The following is a 15,474-nucleotide window of genomic DNA, read 5'->3' on the forward strand; positions in this document are numbered from 1 at the left end:
CCCGGCTACATCGTGTTCCAATTTTTAAGCCACAGATTGCGGGCAACCTTGTGATCCTTTCGATAAGCCGTCAAGTGGCCCATGTGTTTTTCTACGAAAGGCTTCAGTTCAGCCAAGCCCAACCCTTGCAATTCCACCTGGAGAAGGTCGTACTGCTTGCGTACCACCTCTTCGCCATAATCATCGGCCGTGCGAAGAAGAGTATCGGCATAATAGCGCAGGATATCGTCGAGAACCGTCTGTTCTTTATCCAATTCGTCCTTGAAATTTTTGGTGCGAGGGTCGTCGGCCTGACCGGCATCGACGCGGGTTTTGTAGATCTTGGCCAGCGTTTCGACGGCCTTACTGTCATCGGCAAGTTTCCGCCCCAGGAAGGCCCCCAGACGCAGACTGGTACGCACCGCGCGGTCCCGTTGTTCATCCCGTGAGGCAATATTGGCGCGCAAGGTAAGGCTTACCGACTGCAGACGGGCCTGGGTGGCGGGGTCGGCCACCGACTTCGCGATCTTGGAGAGCTCCTCCACCGGATCGGCGGCAGGCGTCGCGGCGGCAGCCGAGACGGCGCCCAGTTTATCCCAGGCGCCCTGGACCTCTTTCAGCTTGTCGGCAGAGGTCAGCACCGGCCCGGCCACCACCAGACGAAAGCCGGTTGTCTTCGAACGGCGCGGTCCCTCGCCGTCATAGAGCGGCAGTTCCTGGCGATAGGAGCTGCGGATATCCTGCTCGGCGGTCAGATAATTGCCGCCCCGCACCACAAAGCCGCCGGGCTGGCCGTGATCGCGGGACAATTTGTTCAGGCGATAGGGCTCCAGCACGATCTGGTCCACATTACCCAGCATGTCGAACAGCCCGAGCGAATTGGGCTCCAGCAAGCCGACCAACTGCAGCTTGCCGTTGGCCGACTGGCTGCCGGCGTACCAGACCTGTTTGGACAGGCCTTCGGTCATGGGCGGCAGACGATCCTGGAACTGGGAGGGCGAGACCTTCATGCCGCCACGGGCGGCGAATTCCCACTCCACCTCGGTGGGCAGACGCAGATAGCCCACCTCGCCGCCGTCCTTGGGCAGCTTGGCCAAGGCATTCTTGCGTAGCCATTGACTGTAACGGTCGGCGAAGGAGACGGCGTCGAACCAGCCTATCTCCACCTTGGGCATGCGCTTGACCAGGGACGGCGTCGGGCAGTCCCCCTCCATCATTGCCGCCCATTGCAGGTCAGTAACGTCGTATTTAGCCATCAGGGTGTAGCGCAGAGTCTTGCCCGCCGGAAAGGCTCCGGCCACATAGGCGTTGTGCGCCCCCTCGCTGTAACCTCTGCCCTCGTCGGTCCCGCCGATGGAAATGGGATAATCGTCCAGGGGCCCGTTGGAAGGCACCTCGACCTTGCGGAAGACCATGCTGCCGCCGCAGGGCATGGGTAGCACCACGTCGTCGGCCAGAGGCTTGGGGTTGACGTATTTGTCTTCCCAGGCCGGAGCGTCGGCGGCCTGAACAGCCGTGGAGGTCAGCCCCAGCAGGGCCAGACTAAAGATCGCGCAGGCTTTCTGCCGGATCGATGAGCGATGCACGGTAGGCTCCTATGGTGGAAGCGGCCAGAACCAGGACCGCCGTCGCCACAACGGCGATGACGGCATAGAGCTGCGGCAGGCGGCAGACGAATTCATTGTCGGCCAGATTGCTGGATAAAGCGTGGTTGAACAGGAGCGAAACGCCCCAATAGGCCATCAAGGACAAGGCACAGCCGATCAGGGCCACCAGCAGGGCCTGGGTGGCGGGAAAGGCCATGACCGCTCCCCGCGAAAAGCCGATCAGACGGATCAGCGCCAGATCCTTGCGCTTGCGATCCACATTGGCCCACAGGCTGGCGGAAAGGGACAGGCCGTAGCCGATCACCGAGATGGCGGCGATGACCCCGAAGATGAAGCCCAGTACCCGATCAATGCTTTTGACCGTCTCGATCTCGGCGGCATGGGTGCGCACCTCCATCCCTTGCGCGCGCAGACGGTCGGCCAGAGGCCCCACATCGTCCAAGCCCTTGGCGAACAGCCGGGCGCTGGCGTAACTGCGGGGGCCTGTTGGCGGCGGCGGATCGTTCTCGGACGCCCCCAGCAATGGTGCGGCGAAACCGTCACGGAAATCCTCGGTGGCCACCAGAAGCGGGTTGAGTACGAAGACGCCATCCCGGCCAAAGGCGCTTTCCGGCACCACCCCGGCCACGGTCAGCACGAAGCGAGCGACCTGACGCTCGCCCTTGACGGTGCGGGCCACCACGGCGGTGACATGGCCACCAGCCACCACTCCCAGGCTTTGCGCGGCAGACTGGCTGAGCAGCACCGATCCGGGGCCGAACAAAGGCGGCAGCTTCGGCCCCAGCAGGGGATCGCCGTTGGCGGTGGGGATCATCTCGACGGCGGTCAGAGCCATGCCGCCGCCGGCCATCAGATCAAGGGTGGCCGAGAGGGAGCGGGTACGCGGCACCAAGAACCCCACCTCGGGCCGAGCCTGCAACGCCTCGAACCATGCCGGCTCCAGCCGCCCCGAGCCCACCAGAAGAACCTCCAGGTTATGGGGATCGCGCAGGAGGCGTTCGCTCATGGTGGTGATGACGCCCATCTTCAGGCCGAACAGCACCAGCAGCGGCGTCAGAACCGCCGCCAGGGCCAGCACCAGACAGGCGGTGATGCGCCATTCATGGAGAAGGTCTCGCCAAGCCAGCCCCATGGCGGTGAAAAGGGTCGAGCGGATGCGGGGAGCGACAGTCATGGCTTCAGCTCCGAAAGCGGGTGACGCCACCCGCCAGCTCGGCCTCGATACGGCGCAGACCGTAGCGTTCCATCAAAGCCCAATCATGGCTGACCACCATGGCGCTGACGCCCATCTTGGTCACCAGCTGAAGCAACAGGGTCATGACAGTATCGGCGTTGGCCGGGTCGAGGGACGAAGTCGGCTCGTCGGCCAGCAACAGGGTCGGCCGATGCGCCAAGGCGCGGGCGATGGCCACCCGCTGGCGTTCACCGATGGACAGAGCCCGCGGCAATTTGTTCAGCAAGGGCTCCAGCTTCAGCGCCGTGACCAAAGCCTCGGTCAGACCGTCCTCGGGTAGCCCCAACAATTTGCGCGACAAAGCGATATTGCCCCGCACCGATAGAAAGGGCAGCAGGCCGCCGGTCTGCAAGACATAACCGATGCGAGACGCCCGCATGGCTGCCAGGATGTCGGACTTTCCTCTCCGCCATAGGCTCGCCACATCTTGACCGTCGAAGCGAAACCCCCCTTCCCCGGCTTGAGGACGCAACACCAGCCCCAGCAAGTCCAACAAGGTGCTCTTGCCACAGCCGCTGGGTCCGGTGATCGCCACCGCCTCGCCGCCATTAAGGCTAAGGGCGGGAATCTCCAGGCGAAAGGCTCCAGGCCCCGAACCGCGCAGGCAGGTCAGGTCTCGGAGCGTCAGCAGACTCACGGCAGAGCATCCAGGGGCACCGGATAGACCGCTTCGCCCGGATCGGCGCCGCCGTCCAAAGCTACCCAACGATCCACGTCGTCATGGTAAATCTGATAGAGCCGCAGCTTGCGCTGCACCTCGTCCAGGAAGGCCTGCTGCTGGCTGATGCTCCAGCTGGACCAGAGCTGCTGGTCGATATCCAGGATCTTGCTGCGATAGGGCAGGCCGTCGAGATATTCGCCCATCAGCCCCAGATCGGCCAGTTTGGTGGCATTGGGATTGTTGATGGCGTTGGGATCGCGCCCCAGCACCGCCGCCGCCGAGCGCATCTTGGCGAAGAAGTCGTTGGGCGACAGCTGGGCCGCCTGCCCAACCTTGAGGATGCTTTGCAGCACCTGCTGCATGTCGGACAGCTGGTTCTTGGTCAGCAGCACCCGCACCTCGGTGGTGGGCACCTCGGGCTTGGCCAGATCGCGGTCGGAAATCCAGGCGTTGAACAGCGGCGGGGTGGTGGTGCCTTCGGTGCGGCCCAGATAGGCTAGCTGCATGGCATAGCCCAGCATGGCGGCATCGCGGCGCAGGCGGTCCGAAGAATCCTTGGCCTTGGCCTTGGCCTTATCGCCTTCGGCGGTGGCGCGGGTGTAGGAGGCGTCGGCGGTAGTGGCACTACCGGCCACGGATTCGCCGCGATAGGCGGCATTGACCTGATCGACGATGGCGTCGGCCAGAGTATCGACCATCTGGCCCATCCCCTCCACCGAGCCGCCCTCGACGGGATAATAGAGGGGTTGGGACAGCAAGGGATGAGTGGTCAAGGCCTTGTACTGCGCCTCGGCGCCGGCATGGTCGGGCTTGCTCTCGTCGGTGCGCAGATGCAGGGCGTAAAGGGCCACGCCGCGATGCTGGGCCTCCAGCCTGATCTGCTCGGCATCCAGATGGGTGCCGGACAAGGGATCATTGCCCTTCAGGGAGCCTGCGTCGGTAATCAGCACCACATAGCGCCCGCCGAAGCGGGTCCAGTCGATGCCGGTCAAGGCAGTCATGACGCCGGAATAAGAATCCTCGTCCACCCGGGCCGAGGAAACAGAGGCAGCCTTGACGTCGGCGACGCGGGCCAGGAAATCATTGCCGTCTTTCACCTGGGTGGGATCGGCATAGACCTTCGAGACATAATCCAGCTTGGGCACCGCCTGGATGTTGGAGCGAAAGGCCACCAGCCCGAACTTCACCCGATCATTCAACCCGGCCTTGCCGACCCGGTCATAGATACGCTTCACCGCCGCGCGGACCCGGTCGATATAGGGGTTCATGGATATGGTGGAATCCACCACGAACACCACCGAGGCGCTGAAGTTGCGCAGCACGCTGGCGTGATCCTTGGCGTCGGCGGCAGGCTTTTTGGACTCGTCTTGGGCCGAGACCGAAGCCACCTGCAGCACCCGCACCCGGTTGCCGCTGCCCGTCAGGGTTTCCTCGGCCTGAATGATCGGCAGCAGGTAGAAATGCTTCGAGATATCCACATAGGTCTCGGGCTCCACCGCGACCACGCGAGGATCGCCCTTGCCCGACAGAGCCGCCTTGCGCAGGGGCGACAGGACGGTATCGGGCTTGTCGGCCTCGACGATGGGCTGAAGATCCTTGCGCTCCTTGAACAGCAAGGAGCGTTCGCGACCCGCCGGATTAGTAAAGGCCAGAGCCATCTGCTGATTCCACGGCAGGGTCACATCGTCTTGCAGCCAGCCATCTGCATGCCCCTTGGCGGTCAGCCCCACCTCCAGCCAGGTCTTGTCACCCACCGCCTTACGCGAATAGACATAAAGCCGGGTCATGGCTGGCTGCTGCGCCCCCGGCCCATCGCCTGGCTCCCGCTTCAGCGAGGCGCCGGGACGGGTCAAGACCCGCTGATAGAGGGTTTTCTTGCCATCCATCAGCAAAGGTGTGTGATCTGCGGCGAAAGCCGGAATGGCCAGTCCCAACAGCATAACGCAAAGGGTGATGGAGGCCAGAATGCGCATGGGGATGCTTCCTTATTTCACGGCATCCAGAGCGGCCTTGGCCTTGGCGTCGCCGGCGGCGGCGGCCTTGCTGAGCCAGTCGCGGCCCTTGTCCCGCTGGAAGCCCGAAGGATTGAGCTGCACCAGAATCTGCCCCAAACGACGCTCGGCCTCCACATTGCCGGCCTGAGCGGCGGGCTCGTACCAATAGGCCGCTGTCTCGGCGTCGGCCTGGGGCATGGGGCTGGTCTTGGCGGTCCAGGTCTCGGGGTCATACATATGGCCCAAAGCCATATTGGCCTCCTGGCTGCCGCTCCGGGCGGCATGCTGATAAACCAGCATGGCCAGATCGAGCTTATCCTTGTCCGCCAGCTTAGCGGCGGCAGCCAAGGCGTCGGCGGAGCTGGGATTGGACTGGATGAATTTCGCCACATCCTCGCGGCTGTTGATCTCGCTCGGAGCCTGCGTCACCGGAGCAGGATTGACCGGAGCCTCTGCCATGGCCGTGGCCGGCGGCGGGGTCTCTCTCTTGTCGCCCTTGAACAGGAAAAAGCCCGCAGCCGCACCAGCCACCACCAGAGCGGCGACAATGCCGCCGATGATCAGCCCCAGGGGCGGCTTGCCCTTGGGCACAATAGGAGGCTCAACCGGCTGCATCGACAGACGATCCTCGACCGGAGCGGTCAGCACCATTGGTTCCGGCACAGGCTCCTCGTGGACGACCCGATCCCCTTCGCCGGCCGGCCGGCTGCCCGAGGCGGAAGAGGGCAGCAGGCCACGCACAGTGACGCCGCCGAAGTCATTCAGGCCCTTCACCTTCAGGCGCAAGATGCAGTTGGGCGGCAAAGAGGCGATGGGGTCCACCATTTCCGGTCCCACCGGCACCACCACGCCGGCACCATCGGCCCTGGCGTTCAGGGCATGCCAAGCCTCGGCGTTCTGCCAGCCGCCATCAGCTCCCAGGAATTGGCCCTTCTGGTTCGACTGAATCGAAACCTCCAACGGACCGGCGGCAACCGGCGCCCCTGCGATGCGCAGCAGCCCATAGCCCGGGCCGCGGTCCCGGTCGAGGCCGAGTTCGATCTTCAAAGCCATGTCAGGCCGCTCCACTGCTGGCCGGAGCGTGACCCAGGGTCGCTCCGGTAATCTGCTCCAAAATTACCCCAAGCCGATCGTTCTGCTCGGGAGGGATCTCGCTGCCCGCCGCATGTCCAGCATTGCCAATGGCCGTGTTGCGGAAGGCCTCGAACCAATCAAGGATATAAATGCCAGAATAGTTCAGCTGCTTAGGAGTCAGCTCGGGCAAGGCCCCAGACTTGACCGACACCACTGGACTGAAGACGCGGCGTTCGGCTCCGTCTGGAGAGGGAATGCGAGGATCGCCCTTGGGGCGCTCCGCCAGCGGCAACCGAGAGAAGCCGAGATAATCGACGAAATCGGTGATCAGGGTGTCGGCCACCAAGACCTGCTGCCCCGCCAGCTTGTTGCGGGTAGCGGCGGCATGCTCTTCGGCGGCCTGTAGGGCCGCGACCATCTTTTCCTCAAGGCGATAGCGCATGGCTCCGGTGATCACCTCTTCGGCCACCGCCTGTAGGATGTCGGCGGGTAGCCCCAGCATACGCAGCAATCCGTGATCATCGGGCAGCTCGCGCAGAGTGCCGATCCAATCGCTGATCACCGCCCGGCTGAAGCGGGCGGCGCGACCACTGCCGGCGGCGGTACCCAGCACCGGAGCCGGAGAGGGTTTGACCTCCTCGGTGCCGAACCCGAAATCATCCAAGCTGATCAGCCCGTCATCGACGGGCAGAACCATCACCTCTTCCGGCTCCGGCTCGACCACCAGCTGGTCGGCCCGCAGATAGAGGGAGCGTACATGCTCGGCAGTTGGCTGTAGGGCGTGCAAGAGCGCGCCGAAGGACGTAGGCCGCTGGCCCAAAGCCTTCAGCACCTTCTCGACGATCTGTTTCTTGCGCTCCACCTCGTCGGCGCCGTCGGCACGGAAATAGCTGCCCAGTACCGAACTGGACAGATCGAAGCAGAGGCCCTCCACCTGCTCTTCGATGCGGGAATATTTGGCCTCGGGGATAGCGACCCCCTCCAGATAGGAGGCCAGACGCCCCATGCCGCCGTCGTTCAGAGCCATCATGGCATCCCAAGCGGACTCCGGCTCGCGCACATGCTTGCGTACCGCCTCCACCTCGGAGAAGGTTCGACGCATCATCGCCATACGCTGCACCTGACTTTGCGCGATGCCGATCTCGGCCCCCAGCTTTCCATCGGCAGTCTCGATGATGCTGGCCGCCATGCTGGGCTTGCGCACCAGGAAGATGTTGTTGAAGGGGTCATTGCCCGACCAGTTGGACAGCCATTCCGAACCGCGGAACCGCTCCAGCAAAGCCGCCGTCAGCATACCGCTCCAGCCGCTGCGCAGATTGTCCTCGGACTCGCCCGGCGACAGGGCCAGGCGCATGTCGAACTTGGTAATGGCCCAGGCCAGACCGGGACGGCGCTTGGCCCTCTCCTCGGCGGATCCGCCCTGGGTGGCCCGCACCCATTTGTCCAGGGCTGGGCCCAAATCGTTGATGTTGTTCTGCTCGCTGGACGCACTGCACATCACAAGGACGTTCATTTCCTGATCGTCGGTGTAGCGTTCGAACAGATAGGCCACCTTGCCGCGCAACAGCAGAGCCGCCATGGGATCGTCGCCATCCAGCTTTTGGCGGATCTTGTCCATGGATTCCTCGCACAGACGTCCGCGATAGCCGGGAAAGTCGAGAAGATCCACCTGCTCCAACAGCTTGGCCTGGGGTGGGGCCTCAAGGGCGAAGACCATCTCGACGGTCAGAGCCGCCAGCAGCGAGCGGGCCAGTCCCACCTCGACGCCGGGCTTGCCGTCAAGGATGGGCATGACCCCCAGTCGGTCATGGTCGTCCTGACCGAAGCGGTTCAGAATATCGACGTTCATGATGCTGTTGGTCTGCACCCATTCGCCGGCGGACGATTTATTGACCAGGGCGGAGATGGGTGCATCCACCATACGGGGATGGCCAATGCGGTCCAAGCCTTCGCGCAGACGCAGGTAAGCGCCGGTCATCTCCGGGATATCGCCCCACAGGATGGCGAACAGCTGGGCCCGGTCAGCGGCCTGGAGATAGGGCGCCAGTTCGATGGCGGTGGGCCAATAATCGCCCTTCAGGGCCTCGGCCAGCTTGGAATGGCGCTTCTCGAAATAGTCCTTGATGTCGACCACGTCGTCTTCGCTCATGCCCCCGGTGTAGCGGGGCTGACGGCGGCCCTCCAGTTCGAATAGACGGCTGCGGATACGGGCGGCGTCCAGGTCGAACGACACCTTGGTCTGATCGAAGTCGTTCATGAAACTATTGCCCAGGATCTTCACCAGATCCGCTTCCGAGCAAAGCATCAGTCGCACCGGATAGCCCGGCGTGGTCTTAGGCGGCGTGCGGGTGAAGCGGGTCACCAGACCGGTAGCCTCCTTGCCCTTGCCCGGCGGATTAACGTGGCGGATGAAGTTCAGCCGCTCGCCGTCCATCAGGGTGTCCAACTCGCCCTTGTCGTCGCTGGCCAGGGACGAGATCAGGTAGGACTTGCCGGCCTGGGAAATGCCGAAGAAGCCAACCGACATGGGCCGCCCAGACGAAGCGCCCAAACGGCGCAGCATATTGCGGCTGCGACGCAGGCGGTCAATCAGGCCATCGGCCTCGCGGTCAAGCTGGGGCGAAACGGCGCGAACCTCCTTGACCCAGGACACGGCGGAATCGACGCCCTGTACCATATCGAGGCAACGCTTGCTCAAGGATTCGGGGGATGAAGTCACGTCACGTCTCCTTAGCGAACGATGCTGCCGGTATCGAGCCAATAGCTGTTCTCGCCGATGCCTGCGCTGTTCAGCGTATTCAGCCTGATCCTCAGAGCCGAGGGCGAGACCATGCCGCCCTCATTGGTGGCGACCCTGGCCACCGCGAAGGTCTCACGGTAGATGGGCTTGCCGTCGGGACCGGGCGGGCCGAGACGGCGGGTTCGCTTCAAGGTCACAGACAAGACGTTGCCCTGCTCGCTCTTTTCGGAATCGCGCCCGTAAAGCTCGTCCCTAGCCCGGCTGTTGTCAGCCGAGAAATCCAGCATATAGAGCGGACTCGCTCCCCAGCGGGCCGAGGACAGCTGGCGGAAGCCCAGAATCATACGACCGCGCATCTCAAAAGGAGTTTCTGGCAGCTCATAGAGATCATCGTCCAAATCGACATCACTGTAATAGACGTCGCTGTCCTTGATGGTCATGTTCTGATCCAAAAGGCCGATCTTGCGCACTGTCGACTGGATGCGAAAGGCATTAGAGCGGAAGAAGAAGTTCGGCACCCGTCCCTGTCCCAGCACGCAAAGCATGGCCCCCACCGCCGCCGTGGTCTTGGGATCGTCGATGCGCTCCTGGCGGTGGAAGGGATACCAGCTGCCGGTGCGGAAATTATGCAGGGGCACGATGCGATCCGGCGGTAGCGGCAGCAGAGCGCGGAACAGGGCCTGGATGCCCGGCAGCTGCGAGGGCCTGCCGCTGATCAGCAGCACGTCGCAGTCATAGAGATAGACCACCTCGCACAAGGCGCGGATGGTCTTGCTGATTTCGAACTCGTCCTCCAGGAACAGCTTGTGCAGCCGCCCCAGATCGATGGGCAGTCGTACCGACAGCAGATCGAAGGTCGGAGCCTGCGCCCCCAAGACTCCGCGCACCCCCTGGGCAAAGAAGGCCAACACCTCTTCCGAGGGACGATCGCCGGAGGGGATCAGATCGCCGATATTGGCCGCCAGAGGCGTCGCCCCCGAGGCCGGGTCGTAGTTCTCATATTCCTTCAGGATGCGCAGAGCCAGCGGATAGAACACCTGCAAGGACAGCTGCTGACGCAGCACCATATGCTGAACGATGCCGGCCTCGGCGCCCATCAGCTTAGAGAGCAACGGCCCCGGATCGGACAGCCCGGCTTCCTTCAAAGCAGTGGTGATGGCCGGCACCACCATCTTCTGGATGACCTGCAAGACGATATCGTCACCGGCCACCTTGAAGCCGTCATGGAAGCGCTGGCGCGGATTGATATAGACGTTGGCCCCGCGCCCGTCGTCGAGCACATAGTCGGTCACTACCAGATCGGTGGTGCCGCCGCCAATATCGATCGAGGCCACCGTCAGGGTCTTCTGATCGTCGCCAGCGCGAGGACGGCGCATGACCTGGAAGAATTCGTTGGGACGGCCGCCGAAATGGTTGACCGCCTGGGAATAGAGATAGACAGCCTGGGCGGCGGTGGCTTCGTCCCACTGGGTCTTATAGGTAGGCAGCGGCGGCCATGCTAGTTCGCGGCCATCGCCGTCGATAGAATCTTCCGCCGGATGCCAGCCCAAGGACTTCCACACCAGACCGATGGCCTGACGCATGCGCTCCTCGAAAACCTGCCGCTCGGCCTTGGGCATGGAGGGCGGAACCGTCAGGATCACCGACCGGAGCTGGCGGGCTGTATTGGCGTGGCTCTGCTTCATGCGCTGGCCGGGGCTGTTGCATTGGCCCAGGGCTTGAACCAGCACTTCCGCCAGCATAAAGGTCATCAGCGAACTGCGACTGTAATGAGGCATAAAGACCTGATAGCGGTCTTCGGGGGACAGAGTGAACAGCGCCTCGCCCACATCATTGATCAGAGCGCCGAAAGGTTGGGCGGTGGCATGGGGCTCGCTTTCTGACTTGTTGAAAGCGTCGTTGAAGCGCCAGCCCGGCTCATAGCGGTCTTCGTCCCATAGATAGCGCTTAGGGCTGGACAGGCCGGTGGCTCCCTCGGTTCCCCGGCGGCGGGCGGCCAGACGGGTGGCCTCGGGGCCGACCCGGGCGATGGTCGGCCACAGGAAAGCGTCATTGCGGCCCGAATGGCAGGACTGATCCACCTTACCGAACACCGCCTCGGCGAATTCGATACGGCTCTCAAAAGGATCGGCATAGACCTGATGGGGCCGCGTCAGATCGCGTAGCTCCATAGCGTAGCGATGGCTCATGCCGTCGGTTTCCTGAGGATGGTCCTCGATCAGAATGCCGCAGGTACGGGAATTGCCGACATCCAGGATCAAATCCACCTGGATGGGCTTTTGCAGATCGCCCTGACGGTTGCTGAGTATCTTGATCTTGGGCAGACGCAGCTTCGAGCCGATCAGGGCCAGCAGGTTCAGGTAATGGGCCTTGTGGGCGCGGAACTTGCGCTCCTGCTTCTCAATGTCTTCGGGGCTAAGGCGCAGCTTGGCCTGGGCACGGTCGCGGAAGACTTCGCCCAACCAGTTGGAAACCCAGGACTGTTCCAGGAACCAGCCCATGTCCTGGCCCTGCCAGGCCAAGGCGAAGCGGGCGCCGCCGGTGATGTCCGACAGGGTGGGGGCCAGATAGGCAGCCCCCTCGATATCTCCCTCGGCGATGTTCGTGTCGAATGACAGCACCAGACGGTGGGTATTGCCCTGCTCGTCGCTTTGGCCGGGAGCCAGGGATATCAGCCGGGCCCGCGCCCAATTGGTCGGCCCGGCCACGAAGACTGAGCTGTGCTGGCGCAGGAACGGCACCGGCAGCCACAGATCCTCCAGCAGCTTGACCGAGTCCTCCATGGTGGCCTCGAGATGGACTTGCGCGCTTTCACGGCTGCCGGGCAGGAAGGTCTTGCCGCTGGCCTCGTCATAGGCCAGTCGGGCCACGGTTTCGCCCAGTCCCAAATTGAACTGGCCGGGCATTTCCTTGCGCAGATCCAAGGTCAGGCCGAAATCCATGAACTGGACGCCGGTCCGCATGATCAGCGTGGCGTCTTCGCCGAATTCGATAAGTTGCGCAAGCATCTGCTATTCCCCAATCGTCACGGCCCCAAGCGGGAACCGAACACGTCCTACTTTACAATCTCGACCCGATAGCCGTCTTTGGTATTGGCGTTCTGCCCCTTGCAGTCGGCTTTGCCATTCTTGCCAGGAGTGCATTCAACCCGAGAGCGGTCGAACGTCCGGCCGTCAGGGCAGACCACGTCGCCGCTCTGATCGATCATCAGCTTGCTGCCGACCATGGCTGCGGTGGCTCCGGCGGTACAGGAGGTTCCATCGCTGCGGTGGATGGTCGCCGTCCCCTTGCCGTCCTTAAAATCATATTCCATGTCCAGAGGTCGCCCGGTATCGCTGTCCATAAGGCCAGTCCGCGAATGCCAGCGGCCGTTCAGGAAGGAAGTATTGCCGTTCTTGGCAGCTTCGTCCGGAATGGTCAGCGGCGGCTTGTCCGGGCGCGGCGGAACCACCGGCGGCAGGGTCTTGGCGTCAGCAGACTTGTCCTTTGGGTCCTTCTGGTCAGGGTGCTGCGGAACCGGAGGTTCGCTCTTGTCCTGCGGCTGGTCTTTCTCGTCCTTGGCGTCAGGCTGCGGCGGCTTGACGGAACCCTCCGTTCCGATAGGAGGCACGACCTGATCATCGGAACCAACAACGCCACCAGGAACCACAATCCCCGGCTCCGTCACCCCCGGCACCACCACACCGGGAATAGAGCCATCCGGACCCTGCGCCTGAGGCAGAATCAGACTGGCTCCCGGTACCGAAGCCACCCAGGCTGGCAGCGGCACCGCGCAGCTGTTCAGCCCGAACAGCAAAAACAGCAGCAACAACAGAAGGATCAGGGGCAAGAGGAGCCAGCGCAGGCAGCCCCAACTCCTTGATGCCGCCACCAACGGGACCGCCACTACCGCAGCCGTGGCCGCCGTCGCAGCAGGGGTGGCTGTCGCCAAAGACAAATCGCGGATGACATGTCCGCCGGGCGCGGCGTGCAGCAGTTCGAAGCCCCAGAAGGTCAGCACCGGGCGCCCGCCCACCAGATGGATGTGACTTTCGTCGGGAATATGCATGGCCAGGGGCAGCATGCGGGCGAAGATTTCCGGAGCCGTCTCGCCCCTGGCATTGCCCGCCAGCTGTGACCGCAGCTGGGCGCTATGGCCTTCGAAGCGGCTGCGCATGCGCTGCATGGCGTCAAAGGCCGCCGTTCTCTCCTCTGCTGTGGCTGCCGACCATGGCACCACCGGACCGTCGAAAGGAGCGTACCAATCAACCCGGTTCCCAGCCTCGTTGATCTGGGGAACGGCCAGCATTTCCGCCGCTTCTGGACCTAATTGACGGCGAACCGTGGCTGACAGCTGCGCCGACGCGCCGAACACCGGATTGCCTAAAACCCCAAGCGCGTTGTATTCGCGCAAGCTGCCACTGCGTAGAAGCGGAGTGCCCATCGTCCCCTGCCTTTATAGCTCTTTCCGCCCCGAAAGGCCTGTTGTGTAACCATCACGGCTTGCACCCCGGACCGCCCATGGGCTGCTCCGAGGACTTACGCACCAATTCAGGCAATTCGTCCACCTTGCGCATTTTGTAGACCTTGCCGCCGCTTGGGCCAACCACGCAGGCGCTGCTACCCTGGCCAGCGCCATTCACATCGATGAAGTTGATCTTCAAATTAGGCTTCTTTTGAGCCATAGCCCGAGCCGCCGCGCAAGGATCGCCCCCACAGCTTTCGTCGCCGTCAGACACCACGATCAGCACGCCGGGAACGGAATTTCCATCCATCATGTTCGCGGCGCGTTCGATTCCTCGAGCCAGGGGCGTTCCCTCATGCGGCCTCACGTTACTTAGAAGTTCGCCCAGGCGACCACGCTCATTGGGAGCAAAGAACTTGTAATTATCGGCCCCCTGACATTCGCCAACCACCACCAGCCCCACATCCACGTCGGAAGGCAACTGGGGCACGGTTTCCAGGATCGACTGTCGGGCAATGTCCAGACGGCTCTTGCCATTGGGCTGGATCATGCTCTTCAGCCGCATCAAGGCGGCACGGTCTCCGGCGCTGGCGCGACGATAGGCGTCCTCGATCTCCGAATTCGGAATACCGGCGGCGAAGGCCATGCTGCCGGACGCATCCAGCAGCAGCACCACCTCGGGCGCCTCCCACTTCTGGCGGGCAGGCGGGCAGTTCTGAGATTGCTTCTGGGGGGGGGGAGTTTGGGCCTTAGCCTGGGGCTGGAGCTTTGGCTCCGGTTTTGGCTCGGGCTTAGGCTCCAGTTTCTTCGGCTCGGCCTTCGGTGCCTCCTCTGCCTTGGGCTCGACCTTGAGAGGGGCGGCCTGAAGATTGGGCTTGGTGATCTCGGTCTTCGGCAAGGCCGGCGGCGCTTCGGCCCGTGGCTTTTCCTCCGGCACCGGGCAGGACTCCAGCCGCTGGCGCAGTTCCTTGCGCAAAGCCTCGGCTTGGTCGCGCAAGCGGCCTTCCTCGTCCTTCAGTCCGACGAGATCGGCCCCAGCCTCGGTCTGCCCCGCCAGCGGCAGGTCAAACAATCCGCAGCCGCGCAGGCCAAAGAGCAGTCCCAACAAAAGCAGCAGCAGCAAGGCCAGTATCAGCCAACGCAACCATACGCGCCGCCACCAGGGCAGCCCCGCAACCACCGCAGCGGCAGCCAAGGGAGCAACGACCGGCGTCGGCGCCGCTTGCCCCCACATCACCACCACGGGCTGCCCACCGATGACGAAGACATGCTCGGGTTTGGGCTGGACGGCGGCGCTTCGCAGGGCTTGAACAAGATTGTGCTGAGACGGATCGGCTTCCATTTCCATCCGCTCCGCCAGATTACGCAAGACCGCCAGCCGCTCGGCCAGCAAGGCCTCGGCCTGAGCGCGAGCGGGAGCTGCCAATTGGGTCAGGGGAACCGGCTGGTCGGACAGATCCGAATACCATTCGATGGTTGCGCCATCGGCTGTCGGCATGGGCATGGCCAGCACCGAGGCGATGATCGGCGGATGATAGCGCCTGATCAGCGCATCAACCTGCGGATGCCATGAGCCGGCGGGCTGCCCCCCGATTACAATCGGATGATATAGGGCGGCCTCGACGCGAGTAACACGAAGACGATGCCTCATTCTGGCGCCAACAAGGAAAAAGTTCGTTGCGGGCCAATTTGATAACATACTAAAAAGCGTCAGGCTACACGGCAGCTAAATTTTTCTATA

At 63.2% G+C, this 15,474-nt stretch carries 9 protein-coding genes; all 9 read right to left on the reverse strand.

The window, feature by feature from the left end; genetic code table 11:
* Nucleotides 1-5 precede the first annotated feature (5 nt).
* Genes PHAMO_RS15245 through PHAMO_RS15285 form a run of 9 tightly spaced genes read right to left on the reverse strand, consistent with a single transcriptional unit; the run spans nt 6 to nt 15,384 of the window.
* Nucleotides 6-1,565, reverse strand: coding sequence for an SUMF1/EgtB/PvdO family nonheme iron enzyme (locus tag PHAMO_RS15245; protein ID WP_002730594.1), 1,560 nt, complete (start codon nt 1,563-1,565; stop codon nt 6-8).
* Nucleotides 1,522-2,760: an ABC transporter permease gene (locus PHAMO_RS15250; RefSeq protein ID WP_002730596.1), complete on the reverse strand. Its 1,239-nt coding sequence runs from the start codon at nt 2,758-2,760 to the stop codon at nt 1,522-1,524. The genes PHAMO_RS15245 and PHAMO_RS15250 overlap by 44 nt, the downstream gene beginning before the upstream one ends.
* A gap of 4 nt (nt 2,761-2,764) precedes the next feature.
* On the reverse strand, nt 2,765-3,457 hold the full coding sequence (locus PHAMO_RS15255) for an ABC transporter ATP-binding protein (protein ID WP_002730597.1): 693 nt from the start codon (nt 3,455-3,457) through the stop codon (nt 2,765-2,767).
* On the reverse strand, nt 3,454-5,454 hold the full coding sequence (locus PHAMO_RS15260; RefSeq protein ID WP_002730599.1) for a vWA domain-containing protein: 2,001 nt from the start codon (nt 5,452-5,454) through the stop codon (nt 3,454-3,456). The genes PHAMO_RS15255 and PHAMO_RS15260 overlap by 4 nt, the downstream gene beginning before the upstream one ends.
* Nucleotides 5,455-5,466: 12 nt before the next feature.
* Nucleotides 5,467-6,528 carry an SEL1-like repeat protein gene (locus PHAMO_RS15265; protein WP_002730601.1) on the reverse strand — a complete coding sequence of 354 codons (1,062 nt, stop codon included), beginning with the start codon at nt 6,526-6,528 and terminating at the stop codon, nt 5,467-5,469.
* Between the two features lies 1 nt (nt 6,529).
* The gene (locus tag PHAMO_RS15270) at nt 6,530-9,268 is read right to left on the reverse strand and encodes a putative virulence factor (protein ID WP_002730602.1); all 2,739 of its coding nucleotides are present in this window, start codon (nt 9,266-9,268) and stop codon (nt 6,530-6,532) included.
* A gap of 11 nt (nt 9,269-9,279) precedes the next feature.
* Nucleotides 9,280-12,297 carry a virulence factor SrfB gene (locus tag PHAMO_RS15275; protein WP_002730603.1) on the reverse strand — a complete coding sequence of 1,006 codons (3,018 nt, stop codon included), beginning with the start codon at nt 12,295-12,297 and terminating at the stop codon, nt 9,280-9,282.
* A gap of 47 nt (nt 12,298-12,344) precedes the next feature.
* A complete protein-coding gene (locus PHAMO_RS15280) occupies nt 12,345-13,712 on the reverse strand; it encodes an SrfA family protein (protein ID WP_002730605.1) in 1,368 nt (455 codons plus the stop codon).
* Between the two features lie 52 nt (nt 13,713-13,764).
* Nucleotides 13,765-15,384: a VWA domain-containing protein gene (locus PHAMO_RS15285; RefSeq protein ID WP_002730606.1), complete on the reverse strand. Its 1,620-nt coding sequence runs from the start codon at nt 15,382-15,384 to the stop codon at nt 13,765-13,767.
* Nucleotides 15,385-15,474: the final 90 nt, after the last annotated feature.

Source organism: Magnetospirillum molischianum DSM 120 (genome assembly GCF_000294655.1).
GTDB classification, from domain to species: Bacteria; Pseudomonadota; Alphaproteobacteria; order Rhodospirillales; family Magnetospirillaceae; genus Phaeospirillum; species Phaeospirillum molischianum.